Annotated in this window: 22 protein-coding genes; 9 read left to right on the forward strand and 13 right to left on the reverse strand. The window is 55.4% G+C overall.

The window, feature by feature from the left end:
* Nucleotides 1–180 precede the first annotated feature (180 nt).
* The 4 genes from KHA84_RS00005 to nikC are packed head-to-tail and all read right to left on the reverse strand — an operon-like array spanning nucleotide 181 to nucleotide 4,095.
* The gene (locus tag KHA84_RS00005; protein ID WP_419465574.1) at nucleotides 181–1,212 is read right to left on the reverse strand and encodes an ABC transporter ATP-binding protein; all 1,032 of its coding nucleotides are present in this window, start codon (nucleotides 1,210–1,212) and stop codon (nucleotides 181–183) included.
* Nucleotides 1,184–2,209: an ABC transporter ATP-binding protein gene (locus KHA84_RS00010; RefSeq protein ID WP_213421117.1), complete on the reverse strand. Its 1,026-nt coding sequence runs from the start codon at nucleotides 2,207–2,209 to the stop codon at nucleotides 1,184–1,186. The genes KHA84_RS00005 and KHA84_RS00010 overlap by 29 nt, the downstream gene beginning before the upstream one ends.
* A gap of 35 nt (nucleotides 2,210–2,244) precedes the next feature.
* Entirely contained in the window at nucleotides 2,245–3,186 is a 942-nt protein-coding gene (locus tag KHA84_RS00015) for an ABC transporter permease (RefSeq protein WP_213421118.1), read from the reverse strand.
* 15 nt (nucleotides 3,187–3,201) lie between these two features.
* Entirely contained in the window at nucleotides 3,202–4,095 is an 894-nt protein-coding gene (gene nikC / locus KHA84_RS00020; protein WP_213421119.1) for a nickel transporter permease, read from the reverse strand.
* A 320-nt stretch (nucleotides 4,096–4,415) separates the two neighbouring features.
* Between nikC and KHA84_RS00025 the strand changes: the two genes are divergently transcribed.
* Both KHA84_RS00025 and KHA84_RS00030 read left to right on the forward strand, forming a co-directional pair.
* Nucleotides 4,416–6,044, forward strand: a complete 1,629-nt coding sequence (locus KHA84_RS00025) for a glutathione ABC transporter substrate-binding protein (protein ID WP_213421120.1) — start codon at nucleotides 4,416–4,418, stop codon at nucleotides 6,042–6,044.
* A gap of 170 nt (nucleotides 6,045–6,214) precedes the next feature.
* Entirely contained in the window at nucleotides 6,215–7,813 is a 1,599-nt protein-coding gene (locus KHA84_RS00030) for a glutathione ABC transporter substrate-binding protein (protein WP_213421121.1), read from the forward strand.
* Nucleotides 7,814–7,871: 58 nt separating this feature from the next.
* Here KHA84_RS00030 and hflX read toward each other — a convergent pair whose 3' ends face one another.
* Together hflX and KHA84_RS00040 are read right to left on the reverse strand one after the other, a co-directional pair.
* Nucleotides 7,872–9,149 carry a GTPase HflX gene (hflX, locus tag KHA84_RS00035; protein ID WP_213421125.1) on the reverse strand — a complete coding sequence of 426 codons (1,278 nt, stop codon included), beginning with the start codon at nucleotides 9,147–9,149 and terminating at the stop codon, nucleotides 7,872–7,874.
* Between the two features lie 54 nt (nucleotides 9,150–9,203).
* Nucleotides 9,204–9,905: a VOC family protein gene (locus KHA84_RS00040; protein WP_213421126.1), complete on the reverse strand. Its 702-nt coding sequence runs from the start codon at nucleotides 9,903–9,905 to the stop codon at nucleotides 9,204–9,206.
* A 167-nt stretch (nucleotides 9,906–10,072) separates the two neighbouring features.
* On the opposite strand from KHA84_RS00040, the gene KHA84_RS00045 reads away from it, so the two are divergent.
* Entirely contained in the window at nucleotides 10,073–11,641 is a 1,569-nt protein-coding gene (locus KHA84_RS00045) for a BCCT family transporter (RefSeq protein WP_213421128.1), read from the forward strand.
* Nucleotides 11,642–11,727: 86 nt separating this feature from the next.
* On the opposite strand, the gene putP is transcribed toward KHA84_RS00045, so the two are convergent.
* Nucleotides 11,728–13,215, reverse strand: a complete 1,488-nt coding sequence (gene putP / locus KHA84_RS00050) for a sodium/proline symporter PutP (protein WP_272875220.1) — start codon at nucleotides 13,213–13,215, stop codon at nucleotides 11,728–11,730.
* Nucleotides 13,216–13,485: 270 nt separating this feature from the next.
* Between putP and KHA84_RS00055 the strand changes: the two genes are divergently transcribed.
* Nucleotides 13,486–13,848 (forward strand): DUF2188 domain-containing protein, encoded by a 363-nt coding sequence (locus tag KHA84_RS00055; protein ID WP_213421132.1) that lies wholly within the window; start codon nucleotides 13,486–13,488, stop codon nucleotides 13,846–13,848.
* Nucleotides 13,849–13,958: 110 nt separating this feature from the next.
* Here the strand turns inward: KHA84_RS00055 and KHA84_RS00060 are convergent, their stop codons facing one another.
* Both KHA84_RS00060 and KHA84_RS00065 read right to left on the reverse strand, forming a co-directional pair.
* Nucleotides 13,959–15,623, reverse strand: coding sequence for an AMP-binding protein (locus KHA84_RS00060; RefSeq protein ID WP_336511070.1), 1,665 nt, complete (start codon nucleotides 15,621–15,623; stop codon nucleotides 13,959–13,961).
* 98 nt (nucleotides 15,624–15,721) lie between these two features.
* A complete protein-coding gene (locus KHA84_RS00065; protein WP_213421134.1) occupies nucleotides 15,722–17,311 on the reverse strand; it encodes an FMN-binding glutamate synthase family protein in 1,590 nt (529 codons plus the stop codon).
* Between the two features lie 129 nt (nucleotides 17,312–17,440).
* Between KHA84_RS00065 and nfsA the strand changes: the two genes are divergently transcribed.
* From nfsA to KHA84_RS00085, 4 genes are all read left to right on the forward strand, one after another.
* The gene (gene nfsA / locus KHA84_RS00070) at nucleotides 17,441–18,172 is read left to right on the forward strand and encodes an oxygen-insensitive NADPH nitroreductase (protein WP_213421135.1); all 732 of its coding nucleotides are present in this window, start codon (nucleotides 17,441–17,443) and stop codon (nucleotides 18,170–18,172) included.
* 48 nt (nucleotides 18,173–18,220) lie between these two features.
* Complete coding sequence (locus KHA84_RS00075; RefSeq protein ID WP_213421136.1) at nucleotides 18,221–19,399, forward strand: class I SAM-dependent methyltransferase; 1,179 nt, start codon at nucleotides 18,221–18,223, stop codon at nucleotides 19,397–19,399.
* An 80-nt stretch (nucleotides 19,400–19,479) separates the two neighbouring features.
* On the forward strand, nucleotides 19,480–20,301 hold the full coding sequence (locus KHA84_RS00080) for a purine-nucleoside phosphorylase (protein WP_213421137.1): 822 nt from the start codon (nucleotides 19,480–19,482) through the stop codon (nucleotides 20,299–20,301).
* 113 nt (nucleotides 20,302–20,414) lie between these two features.
* Complete coding sequence (locus KHA84_RS00085) at nucleotides 20,415–20,780, forward strand: helix-turn-helix domain-containing protein (protein ID WP_213421138.1); 366 nt, start codon at nucleotides 20,415–20,417, stop codon at nucleotides 20,778–20,780.
* 66 nt (nucleotides 20,781–20,846) lie between these two features.
* Here the strand turns inward: KHA84_RS00085 and KHA84_RS00090 are convergent, their stop codons facing one another.
* The 4 genes from KHA84_RS00090 to fumC form a co-directional block, all read right to left on the reverse strand.
* Complete coding sequence (locus KHA84_RS00090) at nucleotides 20,847–21,455, reverse strand: tetratricopeptide repeat protein (protein ID WP_213421140.1); 609 nt, start codon at nucleotides 21,453–21,455, stop codon at nucleotides 20,847–20,849.
* Entirely contained in the window at nucleotides 21,452–22,111 is a 660-nt protein-coding gene (locus tag KHA84_RS00095; RefSeq protein ID WP_213421141.1) for a Dph6-related ATP pyrophosphatase, read from the reverse strand. The genes KHA84_RS00090 and KHA84_RS00095 overlap by 4 nt, the downstream gene beginning before the upstream one ends.
* 173 nt (nucleotides 22,112–22,284) lie before the next feature.
* On the reverse strand, nucleotides 22,285–22,833 hold the full coding sequence (locus KHA84_RS00100) for a PCYCGC motif-containing (lipo)protein (RefSeq protein ID WP_213421143.1): 549 nt from the start codon (nucleotides 22,831–22,833) through the stop codon (nucleotides 22,285–22,287).
* A 318-nt stretch (nucleotides 22,834–23,151) separates the two neighbouring features.
* A complete protein-coding gene (gene fumC, locus KHA84_RS00105; protein WP_213421145.1) occupies nucleotides 23,152–24,534 on the reverse strand; it encodes a class II fumarate hydratase in 1,383 nt (460 codons plus the stop codon).
* A 267-nt stretch (nucleotides 24,535–24,801) separates the two neighbouring features.
* On the opposite strand from fumC, the gene KHA84_RS00110 reads away from it, so the two are divergent.
* Nucleotides 24,802–25,203, forward strand: a complete 402-nt coding sequence (locus KHA84_RS00110) for a hypothetical protein (RefSeq protein ID WP_213421146.1) — start codon at nucleotides 24,802–24,804, stop codon at nucleotides 25,201–25,203.
* Nucleotides 25,204–25,293 lie beyond the last annotated feature (90 nt).

Raw genomic sequence — 25,293 nt, forward strand, 5'->3', positions numbered from 1 at the left:
CCTTGTTGCAACTCCGCGCCCCTTGTTGCAACTCCGCGCCCCTTGTTGCAACTCCGCGCCCCTTGTTGCAACTCCTCACCCCTTGTTGCAACTCCACTCCCCTTGTTGCAACTCTCCTTCTTCCCAAAAGAAAACCCGCTGCCTTTCCGGCAGCGGGTTTGGAGTTTCTTCTATTTATAATTAGAAAGTTGTTTTTTCCATGTAGTTCGGTTTAAGCTGGCCGCTTTCGATTTCTTCGACAAAGTGGCAGGCGGCTTCGTGGCCCGGTTTCATGCCGTCGTGCGTGACAAGCTCCGGCACGTCCACCCGGCACTTTTCCTGCGCGAACGGGCAGCGAGTGTGGAAGCGGCAACCCGATGGCGGGTCAATCGGCGATGGGACGTCGCCGCGAAGAACGATGTGTTCCCGCTCCCGATCCGGATCCGGAACGGGAATCGCCGACAGGAGCGCCTTCGTGTACGGGTGTTTTGGGCTGTCGAAGATCGAAATTTTGTCCCCGATCTCCACGATCTTCCCGAGATACATAACGATCACGCGGTCCGAGATGTGGCGGACAACGCCGAGGTCATGGGAAATGAACAGATAGGTCAGTCCGTACTCATCCTGCAGCTCTTCCAGCAGATTCAATACTTGTGCCTGGATGGAGACATCGAGCGCCGATACGGCTTCGTCGCAGATGATGAGCTTCGGGTTCACCGACAGCGCGCGGGCGATGCCGATCCGCTGGCGCTGGCCGCCCGAGAACTCATGCGGGTAACGGTCAGCCTGGCTGCCGTTCAGGCCGACGGTTTCAAGCAGTTCAATGATCCGCTTGCGGCGCTCTTTCCTCGGCAGCACATTCTGGATCTCCATCGCTTCATTCAGGACATCCGAAATCGATTGGCGCGGGTTGATCGATGCGTACGGGTCTTGGAAGATAATCTGAAGATCCTTCCGATATTTCCGCATTTCCGACTTCGACAAGGAAGCGAGATCGGTGCCTTCGAAGTACACCTTGCCGTCGGACGGCTCCTCAAGACGGAGGATGGCGCGTCCGGTTGTGGACTTTCCGCATCCTGATTCTCCGACGATACTGACGGTCTCCCCCTCGTAGACGGTGAAGCTGATATCGTCAACCGCTTTGACATGGTTGACCGTGCGGCCGAAAAAGCCGCCCTTGATCGGGAAATGCTGCTTGAGACCGTCAACCTTGAGCAATTCTCTTTTCTCCAAAGACATCCACCTCCTTCGGCCCCGGCCATTCCTCATCGTAAATCCAGCAGCGGACCTGGTTGCCTTCCCCATCATCAAACAATTCCGGCAGTTTTTCGCGGCAAAGGTCTGTCGCCGCCGGGCAGCGCGGCGCGAACCGGCAGCCTTTCGGCATGTTGAACGGCGACGGAACCATGCCATGGATCGGAACCAGTTTTTCCTGATCCGCGTCAGGACGAGGCAGTGATTTCAGCAGCCCGACCGTATACGGATGGCGCGGCTTGCGGAACAGTGTCCTCACGTCGCTGTATTCAACTACCTGTCCGGCGTACATGACGGCGACATAGTCGCATGTTTCCGCAACCACGCCAAGGTCGTGGGTGATGAGGATCACGGACATGCCAAGACGGTTCTGGAGATCTCTGATCAGGCCGAGGATCTGTGCCTGGATCGTCACGTCGAGCGCGGTTGTCGGCTCGTCGGCCACAAGGACCTCCGGGTTGCAGGCCAGGGCCATCGCAATCATGACACGCTGGCGCATACCGCCTGACAATTCATAAGGATATTGAGTGACGCGCTTTTCCGGAGACGGGATGCCGACCAGCTTCAGCAGGTCCACCGATTTGGCCATTGCCTGTTTTTTGTTCATGCCCTGGTGGGTCGTAAGGGATTCCGAAATCTGCTGGCCGACCGTGAAGACCGGGTTCAGCGAGGTCATCGGCTCCTGGAAAATCATCGAAATCTGATTTCCCCGGAGGCTCCGCATCTTCTTTTCCGAGAAATCCAGGATGTTCTCGCCTTTATAGCGGATCTCGCCGTCGACCACCTTGCCGTTTTCCGCGAGAAGCCGGAGGATCGACAGAGAAGTGATACTCTTGCCGGACCCCGACTCGCCTACGATTCCTAGTGTTTTACCTTTCGGGACGGAGAAGCTCACGCCGTCGACGGCTTTGACTTCCCCCTCGTCCGTGAAGAAAGAGGTGCGCAGGCCGCGCACGTCCAAAATCGTTTCTTCCAATTGATCTTTCCTCCTTGGGCCGTGGCCGGGACCGATCAGTTCAGGTCGATCCGCTTGTTGAGCAGTTTATATGAGATGTCGACGATCAGGTTAACGAAGACGAACAGGACTGAGAGAACGAGCACAGCACCCTGGACAATCGGGAAGTCCCGCTGGGTGATGGCCTGTACCGTCAGGCGGCCCATGCCGTTGATGGCGAAGATGGTCTCTGTCAGGACTGCGCCGCCGAGGAATCCGCCGAATTCAAGTCCGACAACCGTCACGACCGGGATCAGCGCATTTTTGAGTGCGTGCCGGTATGTGACGATGCGGTCGGTCAGACCTTTTGCCCGCGCTGTCCGGATATAGTCCTGGTTGATGACTTCAAGCATCGAAGACCGGGTCATGCGGGCGATAATCGCGGCGCCCCCTGTCCCGAGCGTAATGACAGGCAAAATGACTTGCCGCCAGCTGTCCCCCCATCCTGAAGGACGCAGTTTCGCCCATTCCGGCAACCAGTCTCCCCCGATGGCGAACCAATCGATGAGGACCAGGCCGAGCCAGAAGTTCGGCATGGACAGCCCGAACAGCGCCACGATCATGATGGCTGTGTCTGCCACCGTATAGCGGCGGACTGCCGATATGATCCCCGCCATCAGTCCGAGGAAGACGGCGAGGACCGTGGCATAGAATGATAATTCCACCGTGACCCAGAAACGCGCTGAAATCTCATCCGATACGGCGCGGCCGCTCCGGACAGAATTTCCGAGGTCGCCCTGAAGGACGCCACTCATATAGTTAAAGTATTGGATATGAATCGGGTCATTCAGGCCGAGGCGTTCCTCGATCTGCCTGACTGTCTGCTCCGAAGCGCCTTCTCCCGCAATGATCTGGGCTGGGTTGCCCGGGATCAGGTGCATCAGGGAGAAGACGAGAATGGAGACACCGATAAGCACCGGGATGGTCTGAAGGACCCGCCGGATGATGTATTTAAGCATTTCGCTTCTCCCTCCTTATTTGTTCGCCTTCGGATCAAGCGCATCGCGCAGTCCGTCGCCAAAGATGTTAAATGCAAGAACGACGAGAACGATGGCAAGTCCCGGAATGAGAATCATGTGCGGCGACTCCGCCATGTATGACCGTCCTGCCGACAGCATCGCGCCCCATTCCGGCGTCGGCGGCTGCGCGCCGAGGCCGAGGAATGACAGGCCGCTCGCCGTCAGGACCGCAGTCGCAATCCGGAGTGTCGCCTGGACAATGATCGGAGACAGGACGTTCGGCAAAATATGCTTGAAGATAATCCTGAAATCGGATGCACCAAGCGCCCTCATGGCATCGATGTATTCAAGCTTCCTGACCGACAGCGTCGATCCTCGCACAATCCGTGCAAAGGTAGGAACCGAGAAAATCCCGATTGCGATGATCATGTTCTGGAGGCTGCCGCCGAGTACACTCACAATGGCAAGCGCAAGGAGAATCCCCGGGAAGGCGAGCAGGATATCCATCAGGCGCATGATGATCGTATCAACCTTGCCGCCGTAGTAGCCGGAAATGATCCCGAACAGAACACCGACAATACCGCCGATCATAACCGAGACAAAACCTACGATGAGCGTAAGCCCTGTCCCATGGACGATCCGCGAGAAAATGTCACGCCCGTAGTTGTCTGTACCGAACCAGTGCTCAGCAGACGGAGGCTGGAGCTTATTGGCGATGTCCGTGGCATTCGGGTTTGTGCTCACCAGCATCGGTCCGAAGATGGCCACCAAGATGAAAAACAGCACCACAATCCCGCCTACAAGGGCTGACTTGTTCTTTTTGAACCGCCTCCAAAAGCCCTTATAGAGTTCGAGGCGAGGATTGTAAGCCCTTTCACTTGTAGTGGCTTTGGCTGTTTGCTCAGACATAATAATCCCTCTTTCCCCATAACGGCAATTAAATGCCGCCTTTTTCTCAATATGTGTAATCGATAGTTTACCATGAATAGTGCAAATTCGACATACAATATTTGAAAACCGAAAAATACAAAAATCATACAATTTTCAATACTTTCAATTTCTCTTTTTTTCACTGCCGGGCTGAAGCGCAAAAGACTCTATACATTTATATCACCCTTCCGGCATTTTCAACGAACGGCTATTGTCACAAACTATTTGGTATGGTATATTCTTTCTGAATATTGCGGTCGATTGCGCAATATCAAAAACAAAATAGGGGGAGAATATGCATGAAGAATAAGCGCAGCTCATTGTTGCTCTTGATCCTGATGCTGGTCGTCTCCATGTTCCTCGCGGCATGTGCCGGCGGCGGAAATGACAGCGCTTCCGACAGCGGAAGTGATGACGGCAGCCAGGGCGAAGAGGGCACAACTGAAGGCGGCGGCGAAGGCGGCGACCTCATTCTCGCAGTCCTTTCCGATGCTTCATCGCTTGATCCGGCCGGATCAAACGATGTTCCGTCCTCCAATATCCAGGCAAATATCTTTGAAACACTCGTCAACCGCAACGACAACAACGAGATCGAGCCTGGCCTCGCGACGGAATGGAACGCAATCGACGATACAACTTGGGAGTTCAAACTCCAGGAAGGCGTCACCTTCCACGATGGCGAAGAGTTCAACGCAGAGGCAGTCAAGAAGAGCCTTGACCGCATACGCGACCCTGAAGTCGCCTCTCCTCGCTATTTCCTTTTCGAGATGATCGAGAGCGTAGATGTTGTCGACGACCAAACTGTCCAGATCAAGACAGCGTACCCGTTCGCACCGCTTCTTGCTCACCTGTCCCATAACGGAGGCAGCATCATCAGCCCTAAGTCCATTGAAGAAGACTATGCGGCAATGGAAAACGGCGAAGAGCCGGGCTCCGTGATCTCCGAGAACCCTATAGGTACCGGCTACTTCAAATTTGAAAGCTGGAACCCGGGCTCCGAGATCAAGCTTGTGAAAAACGAAGACTACTGGAACGAACCGGCCAAGGTCGACTCCGTTACCTTCAAGGTCGTCCCTGAAGCAGCAACACGCGTAGCTGAGCTTGAAACTGGCAACGCACACATCATCGACCCGGTTCAGCCTAACGAAGTTCAGCAGATCAACGACTCCGGCAGCGGAACAGTCCACCAGAAGCCATCTTCGAGCCTTTCTTACATCGGCTTCAACACGGAAAAAGAGCCGTTCAACGACGTTCGCGTCCGCCAGGCGATTTCCATGCTCGTGAACAAGGAAGACATCATCTCCGGCGTTTACGAAGGCTTCGGAATCCCGGCAAAAGGCCCTCTGGCTCCTGGAATCTTCGGTTACAATGAAGACGCCAAGCCGATCGAGTACAACGTCGAAGAAGCGAAAAAGCTGCTTGAAGAAGCAGGCTACGCTGACGGTTTCTCTACTACGATCTGGACAAACGACAACCCGCAGCGTGTTGACGCAGCGGTCCTTCTCCAGCAGGAACTGAAGGAAGTCGGCATCGAAGTCAAGATCGAACAGATGGAGTTCGGAACGTACCTCGACCAGACAGCTGCAGGCGAGCACGACATGTTCATCCTCGGCTGGTCCAACCCGACAGGCGACGCGGACTACGGCATGTATGCCCTCTTCCACTCGTCCCAGAAGGGTGACCCGGGCAACCGTTCGTTCTACGAAAACCCTGAAGTCGACAAGCTTCTTGACGAAGGCCGCCAGGAAACAGATCCTGAAGCCCGTCAGGACATCTACAACAAGGTTCAGGAACACTTGATCGAAGATGCGCCAATGATCTACATCCACCACCAGGAATACCTGACAGGACTCGCAAACAACGTCAAAGGCTTTGATATCGATACTTCCGGTATCTACCAGCTCAAGAACGTCACCCTGTCCGAGTAATCCGAAAAGATTCTTCCCGCAAATGCGGGAAGGATCTTTTTGTTTGGTTAAAGGGGCCGCTTGGCAGCAAAACATTCACGAATCCCTATTGTTCCCCTAGATATTATGTGATATATTTCTGAAATATCGCACTAGACATAATCTGCGGTAAGAAAAGGGGGATAAGCACCATGAGAAAAAGCACACAGCTGCTCCTGATCCTGACACTTATGCTGTCCATGCTTCTCGCGGCATGTGCTGGCGGAGGCCAGGAAGACACCGGCAGTGATACCGGAAACGGCGAAGGCGAGACAGCGTCAGGAGGCGACCTGATCCTCGCAGTCCTGTCCGACGCATCGACACTGGATCCGCAGGGCTCGAACGATGTTCCGTCCAATAATATCCATAACAATCTGTTCGACACCCTAGTTGAACTGAACAGCGAAAATGAAATTGTCCCGAGCCTCGCAACAGAATGGGAAACGATTGATGAAACGACGTGGGAGTTCAAGCTCCGCGAAGGCGTCAAGTTCCACGACGGTACGGACTTCACCGCGGACGCGGTCAAGAAAACCTTCGACCGCGTCCGTGACCCGGATGTCGCATCCGGCAAGGCCTATCTGTATGAAATGATCGAGAGTGTCGAAGTCATCGACGATCATACCGTCCAGATCAAGACAGCCTATCCGTTTTCGCCTCTCCTCTCCCACCTGTCCCACTCCGGCGGCGCCATCATCAGCCCCAAGCTGATCGATGAAGACTATGCGGCAATGGAGAATGGTGAAGAGCCCGGATCAGCCATTAATGAGCACCCGGTCGGCACAGGTTTCTTCATGTTTGAAAGCTGGGAGCCGGGTGTTGCGGTCAAGCTCGTCAAAAACGAGGACTACTGGGATGGCGCACCGAACGTCGACTCCGTCACGTTCAACGTGATTCCGGAAAGCGCCACGCGTCTCGCAGAACTCGAAACCGGCAACGCCCATATCATCGATCCGCTCCAGCCAAACGAAGTCACCCAAATTGAAAGCGGCGATTACGCGACAGTCAACAAGCAGCTTTCCCGCGCCCTCTCGTTTGTCGGGTTCAATACGGAAAAAGAACCGTTCAACGATGTCCGTGTCCGCCAGGCAATCTCGATGATGATCGACAATGAAGAAATCGTAAACGGCATCTATGACGGACATGGCGTGCCGGCCAAAGGCCCGCTTGCACCTGGCACTTTCGCATACAACGAAAGCATCGAAGGGCTCGGATACAACCCGGAAAAAGCCAAACAACTCCTTGAAGAAGCCGGATATGCCGACGGCTTTTCCACGACACTCATCACGAACGACAACCCGCAGCGGATCGATATCGCGGTCCTGCTCCAACAGAAGCTGAAAGAGCTGAATATCGACGTTAAAGTCGAACAGATGGAATTCGGCAGCTATCTCGAAACGCTGACCGCCGGGGACCAGGACATGTATCAGCTGGGCTGGTCCAACGCGACGGGTGACGCGGACAACGGGCTCTACTCCCTTTTCCACTCAACCCAGAAAGGGACGGGAGCAAACAAGGCATTCTACGGTAATCGGGAAGTCGACAAGCTCCTTGATGCCGGCCGTGCAGAAATCGATGAAGCAAAACGCAAAGAAATTTACGACCAGCTTCAGCAGATCCTGATCGAGGAAGCCCCGATTTCATACATCCACCACCAGGAATACCTGGCCGGTGTCGCCAACGGTGTTGAAGGATTCAGCGTTGACCCGAGCGGTTATTATCAGCTAAAAGACGTCACGCTGTCTGATTAAAGAGCGAAAACTCCCTCCCGCTTTCGCGGAAGGGAGTTTTTTGATGCGATGGCACAAATCACTTCTCAGGCGGAGCAAAAAATTCCTCAAACCGATTCCGGTCGGCCTCTCGGATTTCAACATCCATGAGGGTGCCGTCTTCCGTATACTCGGTTTCTTTCACATCCGCATGCTCATTCAGGTACGAGACGACATCCCCCCGGTCGAACGGGATCAGCAGCTTCGCCCGCCCGTAGTCGCCGAAGACCTTTGAAGCGATCAACTCGGTCAACTCGCGGATATCCCCTGATTCCTTCGCAGAGATCCAGATGCTGTTCCCCTGTTTTCTCGGATGCTCGAGGTCTGCCAGGTCAGACTTGTTGTAGACATGCACTTCCGGGATTCCTTCGATTCCGATGTCGGCTAGCGTATCCTCGGTGACGTCCATCATGTAACGGTGTTCGGGGTGCGATACGTCGACGACATGGAGAAGCAGGTCGGCATCCGCCGCTTCTTCGAGTGTCGAGCGGAACGCCTTCACCAAGTGGTGCGGCAACTTCCCGACAAACCCGACCGTGTCTGTCAGCAGGAACTCCCGGTTGTCCTGCAGATGGATATTCCGGACCGATGTATCCAATGTCGCAAACAGCATGTCCCGCTCGAGGACTTGGCGGCCGGCACCGTCCCCGATGCCTGCAAGCATCGTGTTCATGATTGTCGACTTGCCCGCGTTTGTATAGCCGACAAGCGAGACGACCGGAACGTCCCGTTTTACCCGCCGCTTCCGCTGCGTCTCACGATGGCTTTTCACTGATTCAAGTTCGCGGCGAAGCCGCGCGATCTGGTCCTCAATTCTCCGGCGGTCAAGCTCAAGCTTTGTTTCACCGGGCCCCCGCGTCGCCACGCCGCCGCCTGTAGAGCCGGCCTGCCGGCTGAGCGACGCACGCAGGCCGACAAGTCTCGGCAGCATATACTGCAGCTGCGCCAGTTCCACCTGAAGCTGGGCCTCACGGGTTTTCGCCCTTCTTGCGAATATGTCCAGAATAAGCATCGTCCGGTCAATCACCTTCGTATCAAGTTCTGTTTCCAGGTTCCTGATCTGTGAAGGAGACAGCTCATCGTTAAAGATGACGAGGTTGGAGTCCGTCGCGTCATGGAAGGTGAGGATCTCCCCTACCTTCCCGGAGCCGATGTAGTGGCTCGGATTCGGACGCTCAAGGTTTTGTGTGATCATTCCTGAGACTTCCACGCCGCAGGCCTCCGCGAGGCTTGCCAGTTCCTCCATCGAATAATCGAACTGCTCATCGTTGTCGAGCCGGATGCCGACGAGCACGGCGCGTTCCTGTATTTCTTCCATTGAAATCCCTCCAGTTAAGGCTGCCTGTCCTTAGTATACCCGTCCCGCAGAACTTCAGCGCGTGTCTTCATGAGTGATGGCGACATCAGCGAGGCGCTCGGGCCCTTCACCTTCCACAAAGACAAGTTCAGCATTGCCGAGCGCCAGCCTGTTGCCTGCCGGCTGGCCCAGTCCGAGCATCTCGGCCCACCGGCCTGCGGTCGCCTCCGGATCACGGACCCTGAACACAGCTTCCCTGATGCAGGATGCCAAATTTTCTTCAGGCATCGTACCTGAAGACAGCAATTGCTCCATACGCGCTCCATCTTCCATTCCCCAGTCGATAAAAAACGGATTCGGCAGATCCTCCCCAATGTTCTCATCAATGAAGAGCAGCTGCCATTCCAGCAAATCACCCGATGCCGTCCGCCGGGAAGCGTCCTGCACGCCCGTCGTCCGGTAGCCTTTTTCATTCAGTTTCCTCTCAAACTCATATAGATTTCCCGGCCGCAGACAGACCGTCCCCCATCCGGGACCGTATGCCTCCAAGTCATGAACGAGCAGTCGCGCCAGTGGTTGGTCGCTCCTCTCTGCAATTTCCGGTTTTTCTACAGACAGTGATTCGATATAGGCATTGCGGGCGTAGTAAAGCGCGTTTTGTGTTCCCCACTGCTCATGTCGCCCGCCCGGTGCCCCGTCCATTCCCCGCTCCTGCCAGGCTGCCGCATCCTCTGCCGGCGTCTTATTGCTGAGATAAACAACGTGGTCAAGTTTCAAATGACTCTCCCCTTTCTGTGTTTTCCGACAAATTTAGTCATTTAGACCCAACTTTTTTGTCATTTCCCGTTTTAGCCTTGAAGCCCCCGTTCAACTTCGGTACCCTCGGGTATACATCTATTATGTAACCTTTACATAATAAAACCAAATTACTGAAGGAGAGGAACATGGACAGATCAAACTGGAAAAATCCAGTCTTTCTTGTATCCGCACTTTTTATCCTGGCACTTGTTTTGGTGGGAGCGGTTGCACCGAATGCATTTGCTTCGGTTGCCTCCGTTGTCTATGACTTTACGATTGACACATTCAGCTGGTTCTACCTGCTGGCAGTCTTTATCTTTATCATCTTTTTGCTTGGGGTCGCACTGAGCAAGTATGGCAGTATCCGGCTTGGAGCGGACGACGAAAAACCGGAATTCTCATTTTTCACCTGGACCGCCATGCTTTTCTCGGCCGGCTTCGGAGCGGGGCTTGTTTTCTGGGGCGTGGCCGAGCCGATGAGCCATATGTTCAGGCCGGCTTTTACCGACCTGGAACCGATGACAGAGGACACCGCCCGGAACGCAATGGGCTATTCCATGTTCCACTGGGGCATGCACCAATGGGTCATGTTCACCCTTACCGGCCTTGTCATCGCCTTCCTGCAATTCAGGAAAAGGAAGAATGGCCTCATCTCCACAGCGCTCGAGCCGATCGTCGGGTCATCGAAACCTGTGAAGAATGCGATCGATATCCTTGCCGTCATCGCGACAATCATGGGGATGGCCACTTCAATCGGTCTTGGGGTGCTTCAGATGAACGGCGGGCTTCATGCCGTCGCCGGCATCAAGATTTCCCCGTATGTCCAGCTCGGCATCATCGCTGTCATGATGGTCGCCTACCTGATGTCCTCCACAACGGGATTGCATCGCGGAATCCGCTATCTCAGCAACCTCAACCTGGGCCTGGCACTTGGTCTCCTGCTGTTCACCTTCTTTGCGGGGCCGACCGTCTTCATCCTTGAGACCTTTGTGGTGGGGCTTGGTGATTACATCGCCAACTTTGTCCAGTATAGCCTTCGTCTCGAGCCTTATAAAGACCGGCTCTGGGTCCAGGAATGGACCGTCTTCTACTGGGCTTGGGTCATGGCCTGGTCACCATTCATCGGGGCATTTGTCGCGCGAGTATCGCGTGGCCGGACCATCAGGGAATTCATTATCGGCACACTGATCATTCCGCCGGCAATCGCCATGTTCTGGATGGCTGTGTTCGGAGGCACGGCCATCTACAACGATTTGAACAAAGGCACCAACATTGCGGAGATGGTCAATCAGGACGTCACATCCGCCCTGTTCACGACGTTCGAGCAGACGCTTCCTTTCCCGGGACTGCTCTCCGTCCTCGCCATCCTGCTGATTTTCACTTTCATCGTCACTTCAGCCGACTCGGCCACCTATATCCTTGCCAGCATGACTTCGGGCGGCTCGCTGAACCCGAAAATGCCAGCCAAGCTGATCTGGGGAATCCTCATGGGCTCCATTGCCGGTGTCCTGCTCTTTACCGGCGGCATCAACGGATTGGAAACCGCTTCGCTCGCCTCGGCACTGCCGTTTGGCATCATCCTCATCATGCTCATGTTCTCCATGATCATCCTGCTGAAAAGAGAACCGTTGCCAATCCAACAGCGGGACCTCCGGCAATTCCAGCGCCTTGAGAACCTGTCGAAAAAAGAAAAAGTGGAGCGATCCAAACATTAAAGAAAATCCGATCCTGCTTTTTGCGGGATCGGATTTTCCTGTTGAACATCCGGAGCTCCAATCGCTCCTCATTAAATATTAAATACTTACTTGCGCTCCCGCTCGAGCATCTCGAGAGACTCTGTAAACTCCTGCTCGATTTCTTTGTTCGGACGATAAGTCAAGTTGCTGACGAGAATTGCCACAAGCAGGCTAAGGGCGAATCCCGGGACGATTTCATAGAGGGTACCGGTCAGCACCTTGACGTTCCCCCAGATGATGACGACAATCGCACCGGTAATCATTGCCCACAGCGCCCCCTGGGAGGTGAGCTTGCGCCAATAGAGCGATAGAAGGATCACCGGGCCGAACGCCGCTCCAAAACCTGCCCATGCAAACGACACAAGCTTCAGAATGGTATCGTTCTGCTCCCATGACAAGATAAATGCCACAATCGCCACGAAAAGGACGGCCAGCCGGCCATACAGGACATACGTCTTGTCATCCGCGTCCGATTTGATGATCGCCTTGTACAGGTCTTCGATGAGTGCCGAAGAAGTGACGATCAGCTGCGATGAAATGGTACTCATGATCGCCGCAAGCACGGCGGACAAAATGACCCCTGCAATAAACGGATGGAAAATCACCTGTCCCATCTCGATAAAGATGGCTTCCGGATCGGTCAGTGACAGATGCGGGTTCTGTTGGAAATACGCGTAACCGACGAGTGCGGTCAGAGTGGCGCCGACCAGGCTGAGCAGCATCCAGCCGATTCCGATCCGGCGGGCGGAACGGGTTTCCCTGACGGAACTGATCGCCATGAAGCGTACGATGATATGCGGCTGACCAAAGTAGCCGAGCCCCCAGGCGAGGGAGGAGATAATAACGGCTGTGGTCGTGCCTCCAATCAGGCTCAGATGAAACGGTTCAGCTTCACGGATCGTACTGATTGTCTCAGCCGGCCCTCCCGTCAGGAAAATTCCGACGACCGGAACCATAATCAGTGCAAGGAACATGATGAGGCCCTGCACAAAGTCCGTGTAGCTGACGGCAAGGAAGCCGCCGAACAGGGTGTAGGCAAGTACGACAAGAGAGACGATGATCAGTCCGGTATGATAGTCAAGGCCGAATGAACTTTTGAAAAAGACGCCGCCGGCAACCATTCCGGAAGACACATAAAATGTGAAGAAAATCAGGATGATCAGGCCGGATGCAATCCGCAGAAACGGCGAGCGGTCCTTGAGCCGGCTTTGAAGATAGCTTGGAATCGTAATCGAGTTGCTTGATACCTGTGTGTAGACGCGGAGCCTGGGTGCGACATACAACCAGTTCAGGTAAGCACCGATGGTCAGGCCGATCCCGATCCAGGCTTCCCCCAGCCCGGCGAGGTAGATGGCTCCCGGAAACCCCATGAGCAGCCAACCGGACATATCAGCAGCACCGGCACTGAGCGCAGTGACTGCAGGTCCCAGCGAGCGCCCGCCGAGCATGTAGTCCGTCAGGTTGGCAGTTTTCCTATAGGCATACCAGCCGATCAGCAGCATCGCTGCCATGTAGATAATGATTGCGATTAATTTAAACGTAGTATCTGACAAAATGTTCACTTCCTTTCTGTAATTCATCCTATCACAACAGCCGATCCTATATGACTGCCAATTTGGAGAAATGAGAAAGGAAGAAAATAAAATTTTCGTGGCGAAACAGAAGAATGGAGCCCGCATGATTCTTCATTATTTCCCGGGAAATCGACCGGCGGTGACAAATGCCGTGTCGGACAATAAGGGCACGTGCTGTTTTTGCGGATCTAGATTAGTTTAAACTTCGCGTCCGGGGGAATTTTCTTATCTATAAGGAGGCGATCCGGAATGCCGTGGAACGGACAGGATTACCCGGACTCGTTCAAGAACCTGGACGGGCCGGTCAGGGAAAAAGCGATCGAGATTGCCAACGCCCTCGTGCGTGACGGCTATGAGGACAGCCGCGCCATCCCGATTGCGCTGGAACGCGCACGGGAATACGTGCACGGCGACGACGACAGGCCGGTGTACGAGGTAAGGGAAGACGGAGAGGAATGGGTGCTCCGAAAAAAAGGCAGCGACAGGGCCATCCTGCGGGAGGGTACGAAAGACGATCTTCTTGAAACAGCCAAGCCGCGGGTCAACGACAATAATGGCATTCTGAAAATCTATAAGGGTGACGGGGAACTCGAAGACACTCTTTATGATTGATGTGCCGTGTTCACTTCATTCAGACATTGCTGTTTCCCGCTCCGACGGGCACCCCGCCCCTCGCCCCATCGAAAAGACCGTCCCGGCTCCATGCCGGGACGGTCTTTCCATTATTGCGCTCCGATGCCGGTGCGTTGTTCGGACATTTCGCGGAGCTTAAATTTCTGGATCTTGCCCGATGCGGTCATCGGGTACTCGTCGATAAACTCGATGTAGCGCGGAATCTTGTGGTATGAAATCTTCCCTTTGCAGAATTCGCGGATCGACTCCTCCGCCTCCTCTGCTCCCGGCTTCAGGATAATCCAGGCCATCAGCTCTTCGCCGTATTTCGGATCCGGCACGCCGACCACCTGGACGTCACTCACAGAGGGATGGGTATAGAGAAATTCTTCGATTTCACGCGGATAGATATTTTCCCCGCCCCGGATCACCATGTCCTTGATTCGGCCCGTAATGTCGATATAACCGTCTTCGTCCATGACGGCGATGTCACCGGTGTGGAGCCAGCCGTCCTCATCGATCGCCTGGCGGGTCGCTTCTTCATTGTTATAGTAGCCCTTCATGACGTGGTAGCCGCGTGTGCACAACTCGCCCGGTTCGCCCTGAGGCACTTCCTTGCCGGTCACCGGGTCGATGATCTTCACTTCGACGTACGGATGCGGCTTGCCGACGGTCGCCACGCGCTTCTCGATCGGGTCATCCGTCGTCGTCTGCGTAATGACCGGCGATGACTCCGTCTGACCGTAGCAGATTGTGATTTCATCAGCCCCCATTTCGTTGATGACCTGCTTCATGACCTCGATCGGGCACGTGGAGCCGGCCATGATCCCGGTCCGGAGGCTCGACGTGTCGAAGTTTTTGAACTCCGGATGCTGAAGCTCTGCAATGAACATCGTAGGCACCCCATTGAGCGCCGTGCACTTCTCATCCTGGACGGCCTTCAGCACGGTGAGCGGGTTGAATTGCTCGATGATGACAGAGGTCGAAGCGTGCGTGACCGCTGTCAGTGTGCTGAGAACGCAGCCGAAGCAGTGGAAAAACGGCACCGGGATGCACAGCCGGTCTTTTTCGGTCAGCTTCATCCGGTCGCCGATCAGCTGCGCGTTGTTGACGATGTTATTATGCGTCAGCATGACGCCCTTCGGAAAGCCGGTCGTGCCCGATGTGTACTGCATATTGATGGCGTCTTCCGGATCCAGCGAGCGGAACACTTCTTCCAATTCCCCGTCCGAAATCCCCTCGGCCTTCGCCTCGAATTCGGACCATTTGAACATTCCCGGCTCGTCGCGCTCCGTCATGAGGATAATCCGTTTCAGATGCGGCAGGTTCTTGCACGAAACCTCGCCCTTTTCCGAGTCCTCGGCCTCCGGACATACCTGCCGGACGATGTCGATATAGCTCGTCCCCTTGAACCCTTCGTCCAGAATGAGCGTCGTCGACTCGGACTGCTTCAGCAGGTACTCGAGTTCCGCCGCCTGATAGTTGGTGTTCACCGTCACGAGCACGGCCCCCATCTTGCCGGTCGCAAACTGGCTCAGGAACCACTGGCGCTTGTTGTCGCTCCAGATCGCCACATGTTCCCCCTTTTTGATTCCCATCCCGAGATAAGCCTTCGCCAGGCGGTCCGTTTCTTCGTCGAATTCCCGATATGTTTTTCGGATTCCGTGTTCCGGATACACGTAGGCCTCCACGTCCGGGAACTCCCGCGCCTTCTCCCGGACCACCTCTCCGACGGTTTTATTGAGCAGTGCCATCCAAACGCCCCCTTTTGAAATCGTTTTCAGTTGTATGTTAACACATTTTTCCGACGGTTTAGAAACTTTATTATGTCAAAAAAATACACGCCGCCCCTCAGGGACAGCGTGTTGGTCGGTCATCGCACACTCAAATGTTCGTTATTGGAATGAACGGGATGCGCGCGGCCCCTTTCATCCATATACACAAGGTGGCTGCGGTCCAGCTTTGTCGGAGAATCAAGGCCGGCTGCCGCCGCGATGCGGAAGAGCCCTTCGCGCATGGTCAGGATGTAATTCGTCACGCGGTACTTTTTCTCATCCACGACCAACGCTCGCTGAAGATCTTCGTCGGTTGTCGCGACACCTGCCGGGCATTCATTTGTATGGCATTTCAGTGCCATAATACAGCCGACGGAGATCATGAACCCGCGGGCGACCTGTACGAGATCTGCCCCGAGCGCGAGGGCAATGGCCGCTTTGTCGGGCGTGGTGATCTTGCCGGATGCAATGATTTTCACCCGGTCCCGCACGCCGTGTTCACGCAGCGAATCGTCCAAAATCGTAAGCGCCGTCTTGATCGGCAGACCGAGACTGTCCGCCAGGTCTTGGTAAGTCGCGCCGGAACCGCCCTCCGAGCCGTCGACCGATATAAAGTCAGGGCCTTTTCCGGTTTTCTTCATCCAGTTTGACAGTTCATCAGCTTCGCTTTTGCTGCCGATGACCACCTTGATGCCGACGGGCTTTCCGCCGGCCTTCCGGATCTGTTCGATAAACTCGAACATCGATGGATAGTCATCGAACTCGCGGAAGCGGTTCGGACTGTTGATCGTCGTATACGGCTCGACGGTCCGGATCTTCGCAATCTCCTCGGTCACCTTTTCGCCTTCCACGTGGCCGCCGCGCATCTTCGCACCCTGTGCGAGCTTCAGCTCAAACGCACGGACATTCGGAATGGCCGCTTTCTCCCTGACCTTTTCGATGTCGAACTCCCCGTCCGGCGTCCGGTAGCCGAACAGGCCGGAGCTGATCTGCGCGATGATTTCCGGTCCGCCCGACAAGTGGTAATCCGACAGGCCGCCCTCTCCCGTGTTCATCCAGGCACCTTTTGCCATGCCGATCCCCTTTGACAGCGCAGTGATGGCATTTTTCCCGAGCGACCCGAAGCTCATCGCCGACTGGCCGAGCAGGCTCCGTACATGGAACGGCTCCCGGCAATCCGGACCGATCACGACCGCGTCATCCGGAGGCAACAGCCAAGGCAGCGCCGGAATGTCTTCCATATGCTCTCGGCGCGTAAACAAGCCTTCGTCGTCAATCACATAGTGGCGGGTGTCGACCAGATCAGAGTTGTCGACACGCATTTCTTCATTCTGTTTCGTGAACATGGCATTCCGGATATAATAGCCGGGTTCCTCGAAATCCCGTTTCGAGCCGAAACCGATGAGCGAGCTTTTGTATTTACCGGGAAGCACCATGTGCAAGTACTCCTCACGGCTAAACGGCTTGCCGCTGTTGTCATCGGAGAACAGGTACTGCCTGAACTCCGGGCCCGTCTTCTCAAGAAAGTACCGGACACGCCCGAGAATCGGAAAATTCCGCAGAATCGAGTGCTGTTTTTGGCCGCGGTCATAGAAAAACAGCCAGACCAGTGTCACGATCGGCACAATGACAAGCAGGATAAACAAAATCATCGCCGTCAGTGACACGTTTTCAAATAAAGTGTTCATGTTCAGTTTCTCCCCTTTCAGTTATGTATTTCCGCATTGTACAGACCTCTGAAATTGTTTACCCTAAAACTCTTTTGATAAGCTAAGGTGTACGCATGAATACGTAAACTTGAAAGGGGTCTTTATAAATTGGTCATCGATCTTCTTGCCTCCCACTCGTCCGTCCGTGATTACGAGGATGTACCCCTCAGCCGGGAAACGGTTGAGCGTCTTGTCAGCGCCGGCCAACATGCGGCGAGCTCCCATTTTGTCCAGGCGTACTCGGTGATCCATGTGACCGATCCTGCAAAACGCGAAGCACTTGCCGGGCTTTCGAAAAACCCGAAGCAGTTCCTGACTGCCGGGGCGGCTCTTGTTTTCTGCATGGACTTCCGCCGCCTGGAAGCCGCGGCATCCCTGCAAGGCGAAAAGATCGTTTATTCCAACGCCGAAGCGCTTGTCGTGGGAGTTACGGACACTGCATTGTTTGCGCAGAACGTCGCCGTCGCCGCTGAATCGGAAGGCTACGGAATCTGCTATATCGGCGGTGTCCGCAATGCGCCCGAAGAAATCAGCGAAGTCCTCGGCCTGCCGGAAGGCGTCGCGCCGCTTTATGGCATGACGATCGGCGTGCCGAAGTTCCGCAACGAAGTGAAGCCGCGCCTCCCGGTAAGTGCCGTGCTGCATGAGAATGAGTACAATAGTGAAAAGTATGAAGAGCAGCTTCCGGAATACGACCGGACAATGAACGACTATTACCTGAGCCGCGGCAGCAACCGGAAGGACGCCACCTGGTCCGGGGACATGGCGGCATTCCTGAAGGAGCCGCGCCGTATGCATCTGAAGGAATTCCTTGCCAAGCAAGGTTTCCGATTCGAATAATGCGAAATCTATTCAAGCAGTGAGCACAATCAGAAAGGAGGACAACCGATGGAGTTTGATGAGATGATGGATGCGCTCGCTTCCCGCATGGCAAACGGCACGCTGGTCAAGGCAACCATCAGCCAGCCCCGCCTAAAGTCTGAAGAGCTGAAGCGCATCAGGCTGAAGCCTGTCGAGCTTCGCGGTGAGCTCCATATCCAGCTCGAATATCAGTACGAACGGATCCTGAAGCACGAAAACGTGCCGGCCGGACAAGTACTCCCTGTCCTCGACAGCCTGCTACGCACGTTCCGCCAGATGCAGGCAACCTTCACCGATGAAGAAGTGCAGATCCGGCTCTCAAAGAAACTGAAGGTTTCCTGGAAGACCGGCCAGTCCGAAACAAAAGCGGAACCGGACCTCTCTCATAACCGTAAAAAACGCTATATCTTCGAGGAAGGGACGCCTTATCCGTTCCTTATGCGTCTTGGCGTACAGACAGGGGACGGGAAAGTGAAAAAGGGCAAGGCGGACAAGTTCAGGCAAATCAACCGGTTTACCGAATACATTTCCGACAGCCTTGCCCACCTGCCGACGGACCGGACGATCCGGATCCTCGACTTCGGCTCGGGCAAGTCTTATCTGACGTTCGCCCTTTACCATTACTTGAGGATCGAAAAAAAGCTAGATGTCCGGGTGACCGGCCTCGACCTGAAAAAGGAAGTCATCGAGGAGTGCCGGCAGATTGCCGGCGACCTCGGCTACGGAGACGACCTGGAGTTCCTTGTAGGCGACATCAACGATTATAATGACGAGACCGCCGTCGACATGGTCGTGACGCTTCACGCCTGTGACGTGGCGACCGACATGGCACTTGCCCGCGCGGTGCGCTGGGGGGCGGATGTCATCTTAAGTGTTCCGTGCTGCCAGCATGAATTGTTCAGCCAGCTGGATGCGCCGGAACTGGGCATCCTGCTCCAGCACGGGCTCGTCAAAGAGCGTTTCGCGGCACTGGCAACCGACTCGATCCGCGCCGAGTTGCTCAGCCTGCTTGGCTACGACGCGCAACTGCTCGAATTCATCGACATGGCGAACACGCCAAAAAACATCATGATCCGCGCTTACAAGACCGGGCGGACGGCCGATGCCGGGAGAGTATCCCGATATAAGGCATTCCGGGACATGCTCGGAGCCGAACCGTTCATGGAGCGGGAATTAAAGGAAGAACTCATCCCCGTCCTCGGGTAAGGATTTCCCCAATGCGGGTGCGGGTATGAATGCAATCAGAACGGGCCTCACAGGCCAACGAAAGACAAGGAGAGATTCAGATGACTCTGTTCAATAATATCTGGGAAGCCACTTCATTTATCCAAGAAAAAACGGACCACCGCCCGACGGTCGGGCTGATCCTCGGCTCCGGCCTCGGATCGCTTGCCGATGAGATTGAAGACGCCGTCAGCATCCCATATGCGGAAATCCCGCATTTCGCAACTTCTTCAGCCGTCGGCCACGCCAACGAGCTGGTCATCGGCAAGCTGAACGGCAAGACGGTTGCAGCAATGAAGGGCCGCTACCACTACTACGAGGGCTATTCGCTCGAAGAAGTCACGTTCCCGGTGCGCGTCATGAAAGCGCTCGGCATCGAAGACCTGATCATCACGAACGCATGCGGCTCGGTGAACAAGGACTACAATCCCGGAGACCTCATGCTGATCACCGACCACCTGAACCTGACAGGAACGAATCCACTGATTGGACCGAACCACGATGAACTCGGCACGCGCTTCCCGGACCTGACGCAAGTGTATAGCAAGGAATTGCAGATAAAGGCGTTCAGCGTTGCGGAGAGCCTCGGTTTCACCCTGCGCGAAGGCGTCTACGCCTGGTGGAGCGGTCCTACGTATGAAACACCTGCAGAAATCCGCATGATGCGCACACTCGGCGCCGACGCGGTCGGCATGTCGACCGTTCCGGAAGTGATTGTCGCAGCGCACGGCGGAATGCGCGTACTTGGCATTTCCTGCCTGACGAACATGGCGGCCGGCATCCTGGACCAGCCGCTCAGCCACGACGAAGTGATCGAGGTCGCTGCTCAGGTCAAGACGAAATTCTCCGGCCTTGTAAAAGGCGTTCTCTCGGAAATGGCATAAATCTGCAAAAAACGACAACCCAAATGGGGTGTCGTTTTCTTTTTCCCGCGATATATGATATGCTATCAGAGGAATTTAAATTTTCTAATTTCTCGAATAGAAAGGTGTTAGCATTGAACGAATCCCTCACATTCGGCGAGCGGCTAAAAGCCCTCCGGATCCAGCATGACGTGTCCCCCGAGCAGTTGGCCGAGACGATCGGCGTCGCCAAAAGCCTGATCTGGACGTTTGAACTCGACAAGAAACTGCCGACCTATCCCCAGCTGATTGCCCTTGCAGACTACTTCCAAGTGACCACCGACTATTTGCTGGCCAGAGAACCCGTCTCCGTGGAGATCAAGGAGGCGGCCGGCGACATGCTCGATAAATACGAGCTATGCCTGGACGGCCGGCGGTTGTCGAAAAACGAACTGTTGGACGCGATGTCATTCATCCGGACGCAGCGGACTGTTCGTCCGAAAGATTATACAGTCATCTGATCTCTCCGCGCCGGGCGGCTTGCCCGGGCAAAGCGCCGATATCCGGTGCTTTTTTTATTTTTCCCTTTATCCGGACTGTTGTTCCAGCAGGCGGCGGACTTCTGCTTCGCCCTTGAAATCGCCGGCTCTCCGGAAGGCGCCGATGCTCTGTTCGTAGGCAGGGCCAGGATCATGCCCGAACCGGACGCTTGCCTGGCCGATTCCCCGCCAGGAGCAGGCGATGCACATGTCGTCTCCGGCTTTTTTCCCCTCACGGAGTGCCAGCCGGAAAGCCCCGATCGCTTCCTCAAGCTTCCCTTCGATCAGTGCCGCTTCGCCGAATTCATAGGCGTTGGCTGAATGGCCGGCGTGGTCATCCTGAAGCCGGTCGCGGCGGAGGGTGCGCTCCCGCTCCAGCCACTTTCTTGCGGCTGCCGCGTCCCCTTCCATCCGGCAGACCATTGCGAGCTGGTGCATCGCGGTGGCAGCGGACTCATCGTGATTCTGACGTTCCGCCCTGCGGAGGAGCTCTTTATAAAGAGTGCGGGCCTCTGTAAATTCATTTTTCATCGCCAACGTGAACGCGAGCATATACATCGCGTCTTCTTCTTGTTCCGGATTGGCAATCTGTGTGCGGTAAAGGCGCTCCGCTTCCGTCCAATCCTCCCGCTCGAACGCATCGAACGCCGCTTTCATTTCTCAAGCTCCATTCGCGCAAAGGAATAGCCGTCACGCTTCAGAAGATCGGTCTGCTTGAGACGGAGCGGTTCTTTAAAGAGAGGACCGTCCGTCACGAGCGTATGGAACTCGCCCGCCTCCCCGCACGGATCGATACCTCGGCTTTCCATGTCGCCGATCAGTTCGTGGTCAAATGCCCGGCCGACCCATCCGGCCGGAAACCGCGCATCATGCCCGACAACGACCGTCGCCCGAAAGCCGGCGTCGAGGAAGGAACGGACCACTTCCGTACGGCTCATGCCCCAGAGCGGATGCACCGCTTCGATGCCTTTCTCCTCACAGGTATCGGCCACCCACTTGCGGTGATCCTCCAGGTCGATATCACCGAACACGCCTGTTGCAATGCCAGCCGACTTTATCTCATCCAATCCCGATAGGAACTGCTCCTTATAATCTGTCCATCCCGATCGCCGGATCACCAGCGGAATGCCCACCGCATCCGCCTGCGCGCGGATGACCCCCTCGCTCACCGCATGCGATTTCGACCGGTCCCCCTCACCGTCGAACATCGTCAGCAGCCGCTCCGGCCTCCCGCTGTTTTGGATCGCCCGGTACAGCGCAAGAGCCGAATCCTTGCCCCCACTCCACGAAGCGAAAAATGGTTGGTTGTTCATCGTATGACCCCCTTTAGGGAGAGTGTAGCATATGGTGCGGGTGATCAGGGGGGTGATTGGATTAGCGGGAATTCGCGACCGCATGTGCCGGGTTCGCGACCGCAAAGCCCATATTTGCGGCGGCTTCTTTTTTCTCCATATAAAAAGCGGGGCGAATCCGCCCCGCTTCCCCCTCACGCCGGCATCGGCGTCGGGGTTGGCTCTGCATAGCCTTCGTTATACGTTTTATCGATCGTCTCGCGGATTTCCTTGAGCGACTTGCCGTCCTGTGCCATCTTCACGGATTCCACCGCGATTTCCAGGCAGACGAGGCAGCGCGTGCCGTGGTCATCCCAGACAACCGACCCGTCTTCACGAACCTCCGAGATAAAGCAGTTCATGTTGCTTTTATGTCCGGCGCTATCCCCGCAGCCGCAATAGCATGGCATCCATTCGAGAATTTCCGTCGCAGAACCCGCCACCTTGTAGACAAGCTGCATGTCTTCCGGCTTGTCATCGAGGAATGAAGGCAGTTCCTCCGCGGATGCCGTCACTTCCTGCAGGTCGCCATTCGGCAGAACGGTCTGTCCTTCCTTTACTTCCCGGTCGGCCGGAGCCGCATGGTCGTGCCCTTCATGTGCTGCTTCGTCCTCATGGCCATCGGCCTCCCCCGCCGCATCGTTTCCGCATGCAGACAGAACCAGCCCAAACGCTGCAAGTATATAGATGATCCGTTTTTTCATATGGAATCACTCCTTTGCGTACCACTATACCGGATTCTGCAGAGGGATGCTGTGAGCAAAAGGTGACAACGCTGATCAGCGCCCATTCCCGTACTTTCGGAAGATCTGGTTTTGTCATTCACCGGTTTGGTTTCGTCATTCGGCCTTCCGGTTTCATCATTCAGCTCCCCAGTTTCGTCATTCGCGCAAGATTGGGTGATGAATGACGAAACCGCAGGCTTGAATGACGAGACTGCAGCCGCGAATGACGAAACCGGCCTCCCGACCCTTTAAAATAGAAAACAGCCGGGAACCCGAGTCCCCGGCTGCATCAGTCCATTATCGTCCGATCATTTTCGACGGAACGACGTATTCATCAAACTGCTCTTCTGTCAGAAGGCCGGACTTGATCGTCGCTTCTTTCAGAGTCGAGCCTTCCGCGTGGGCGGTCTTCGCGATTTTCGCCGCATTTTCATAGCCGATGTGCGGGTTCAGCGCCGTCACGAGCATAAGCGAGTTGTCCAGGAGCTCCTGGATCTTCTCGTGGTTCGGCTCGATGCCGACCGCGCAGTTGTCGTTGAAGCTGATGATCCCGTCAGTCAGCAGGCGTACAGACTGGAGGAAGTTGTAGGCGATGACCGGCTTGAAGACGTTCAGTTCGAAGTTGCCCTGGCTCGCCGCGAATCCGATGGTCGCGTCATTCCCCATGACTTGGGCGACGACCATTGTCAGCGCCTCGCTCTGAGTCGGGTTGACCTTGCCCGGCATGATCGAGCTGCCCGGCTCGTTGGCAGGGATCGTGATTTCGCCGATGCCGGAACGCGGTCCACTGGCGAGCCAGCGCACGTCGTTCGCGATCTTCATGAGGTCCGCCGCTAGTGCTTTGATCGCGCCGTGTGTGAAGACAGCTTCATCATAGCTAGTAAGCGCGTGGAATTTGTTTTCAGCGGACGTGAACTCGATTCCCACCTGCTTGGAGATCTGTGCCGCGACTTTGTCGCCGAATCCTGCAGGTGCGTTCAGGCCCGTACCGACAGCGGTGCCGCCGATTGCAAGTTCTTTCATTTGTTCGACTGCAGTTTCAATCATGACGCGGTCTTTTTCAAGCATGCGCACCCAGCCGCTGATTTCCTGGCCGAGTGTAAGCGGTGTTGCGTCCTGCAGGTGCGTACGGCCGATCTTGATGATGTCGTCGAACTGCTTCGACTTGTCTTCAAGCGTCTCTTTCAGCTTGTCGATCGCCGGAAGAAGGTCGTTCAGAACGGCAACGACTGCGGAAACGTGGAGCGCCGTCGGATATGTATCGTTCGACGACTGGGACTTGTTGATGTCATCGTTCGGGTGGAGACGGTCTTCCTCGCCCCACTCTTCAAGCAGCTGGTTGCCGCGGTGAGCAAGCACTTCGTTCATGTTCATGTTCGACTGCGTGCCGGAACCGGTCTGCCAGACAACGAGCGGGAAGTTGTCGTCGAGCTTGCCTTCGATCACTTCGTCGGCTGCAGCCGCAATCGCTTTCGCCTTTGCGTCAGACAGGTTGCCGAGCTCGTTGCTTGTGATCGCTGCTGCCTTTTTCAGGTGGGCGAATGCACGGACGACTTCCATCGGCATTTTCTCCCAGCCGATTTTGAAGTTCTGCTTGCTCCGCTGCGTCTGTGCGCCCCAAAGCTTGTCCGCAGGCACCTGGATCTCGCCGATCGTATCGCGTTCAATGCGGTATTCCATCATTCCTCATCCTTTCGGGTCTGCTGAAATTCAATCCTTCTCTATTTTGCTACATTTCCGGGCAAGACACAATAGAAGGCACGCCGGGCAGGCCAAGCACGGTGGAAGCTTTTTGTAAGTTCTGTTATTCTTTTTGCAACAATCACTGATTTGCAGGAGGACACATTTGGAAATAGTCAAATCCGCCATTGAAGATCCGGAAGGCGTATTGTACATGGACACTAAAAACAGCTGCCTTTGCGGCATAGGTCCGGAGCCGGAGGCCAAATGAGGTTGTTTGCCGCCTTTCTCGCTTCGTATCTGACCATGAGCAGCGCAATTCTGCTGATTGCCTTCGCATTTTCTGCCTTCCACGGAGAAACGGTCGAGCTTGATTTCTTCTTTTATTATCTTCTCCTGTTTGGCATCCCGTTCGCGCTCATTGGCTGCCTGTTCGGAGAGATGCTGATCAACTACGACCCGCGCGCGTCCCTCGGCAATTTTATCTTCTACGGTGCCCTTTTCGGTGCACTGATCTATATAGTGATGAATGCCCCGAACATCGAGTCCACTGCCAACCTGGGCGTCGACCTGTTCGGCATCCTTCTGCTTGGTGGAGTGGGAGCCCTCACCGCAGCCGTTTATTACCGGGTGAGGACGCATCGCGGCCGCCTGTTCCGAATAGGATAAAACAGGCCGCCCGACCGTAAACGGCGGGCAGGCTCTTACATAGGAAATGGCATCCGGCACGGCGCGGATGCCTTTTAGTTATGGGGTAAC

Origin of the sequence: Bhargavaea massiliensis (genome assembly GCF_018390575.1) — a bacterium.
Lineage (GTDB): Bacteria > Bacillota > Bacilli > Bacillales_A > Planococcaceae > Bhargavaea > Bhargavaea massiliensis.

What these genes read in the sequence shown, in the direction of transcription:
- KHA84_RS00015 (WP_213421118.1), bottom strand. Translation starts at nt 3,186, where the DNA reads ATGCTTAAATACATCATCCGGCGGGTCCTTCAGACCATCCCGGTGCTT.
- nikC (WP_213421119.1), bottom strand. Translation starts at nt 4,095, where the DNA reads ATGTCTGAGCAAACAGCCAAAGCCACTACAAGTGAAAGGGCTTACAAT.
- KHA84_RS00025 (WP_213421120.1), top strand. Translation starts at nt 4,416, where the DNA reads ATGAAGAATAAGCGCAGCTCATTGTTGCTCTTGATCCTGATGCTGGTC.
- KHA84_RS00030 (WP_213421121.1), top strand. Translation starts at nt 6,215, where the DNA reads ATGAGAAAAAGCACACAGCTGCTCCTGATCCTGACACTTATGCTGTCC.
- hflX (WP_213421125.1), bottom strand. Translation starts at nt 9,149, where the DNA reads ATGGAAGAAATACAGGAACGCGCCGTGCTCGTCGGCATCCGGCTCGAC.
- KHA84_RS00045 (WP_213421128.1), top strand. Translation starts at nt 10,073, where the DNA reads ATGGACAGATCAAACTGGAAAAATCCAGTCTTTCTTGTATCCGCACTT.
- KHA84_RS00055 (WP_213421132.1), top strand. Translation starts at nt 13,486, where the DNA reads ATGCCGTGGAACGGACAGGATTACCCGGACTCGTTCAAGAACCTGGAC.
- KHA84_RS00065 (WP_213421134.1), bottom strand. Translation starts at nt 17,311, where the DNA reads ATGAACACTTTATTTGAAAACGTGTCACTGACGGCGATGATTTTGTTT.
- KHA84_RS00075 (WP_213421136.1), top strand. Translation starts at nt 18,221, where the DNA reads ATGGAGTTTGATGAGATGATGGATGCGCTCGCTTCCCGCATGGCAAAC.
- KHA84_RS00080 (WP_213421137.1), top strand. Translation starts at nt 19,480, where the DNA reads ATGACTCTGTTCAATAATATCTGGGAAGCCACTTCATTTATCCAAGAA.
- KHA84_RS00090 (WP_213421140.1), bottom strand. Translation starts at nt 21,455, where the DNA reads ATGAAAGCGGCGTTCGATGCGTTCGAGCGGGAGGATTGGACGGAAGCG.
- KHA84_RS00095 (WP_213421141.1), bottom strand. Translation starts at nt 22,111, where the DNA reads ATGAACAACCAACCATTTTTCGCTTCGTGGAGTGGGGGCAAGGATTCG.
- KHA84_RS00100 (WP_213421143.1), bottom strand. Translation starts at nt 22,833, where the DNA reads ATGAAAAAACGGATCATCTATATACTTGCAGCGTTTGGGCTGGTTCTG.
- fumC (WP_213421145.1), bottom strand. Translation starts at nt 24,534, where the DNA reads ATGGAATACCGCATTGAACGCGATACGATCGGCGAGATCCAGGTGCCT.
- KHA84_RS00110 (WP_213421146.1), top strand. Translation starts at nt 24,802, where the DNA reads ATGAGGTTGTTTGCCGCCTTTCTCGCTTCGTATCTGACCATGAGCAGC.